The following is a 367-nucleotide window of genomic DNA, read 5'->3' on the forward strand; positions in this document are numbered from 1 at the left end:
TGTCGATGGCCAGCAAATTATGGCGATTATCGTGACGAACGATGGACAGGTAACGAGTCAGAGTTTTAGACTACCCGAGGGAATGGATGTACATGGCTTAGATGACATGGTGCGTTACATTAATCAAACATTGGTTAACCAACCAATTGTTGATGTTCTACGAACACTTTCTGGCGATTTACCATTGAAAATGGAGCGAACAATTCGAACGCCGGTTGCTTTTTTGCAACTGTTTGGTGATGTGTTGGCACGCTCCATCCGTGATAAGGTTTTCGTTGGTGGTCGTTTGAATTTGATGGACTTTACGGTTGATACCAATTTGCAAGAAGTTAAGCAATTGTATCAATTACTGGATGCACCGACCGCT

The 367-nt window shown here is 43.1% G+C and carries 1 protein-coding gene; it reads left to right on the forward strand.

Annotation, left to right across the window (positions count from 1 at the left end):
• Positions 1-367: HrcA family transcriptional regulator (locus WEIDD23_RS12395; protein ID WP_347474460.1), on the forward strand; the 367-nt coding region annotated here is incomplete at both ends.

The sequence above is a fragment of the Weissella sp. DD23 genome, assembly GCF_001579105.1.
In the GTDB taxonomy this organism is placed as follows: domain Bacteria; phylum Bacillota; class Bacilli; order Lactobacillales; family Lactobacillaceae; genus Weissella; species Weissella cibaria.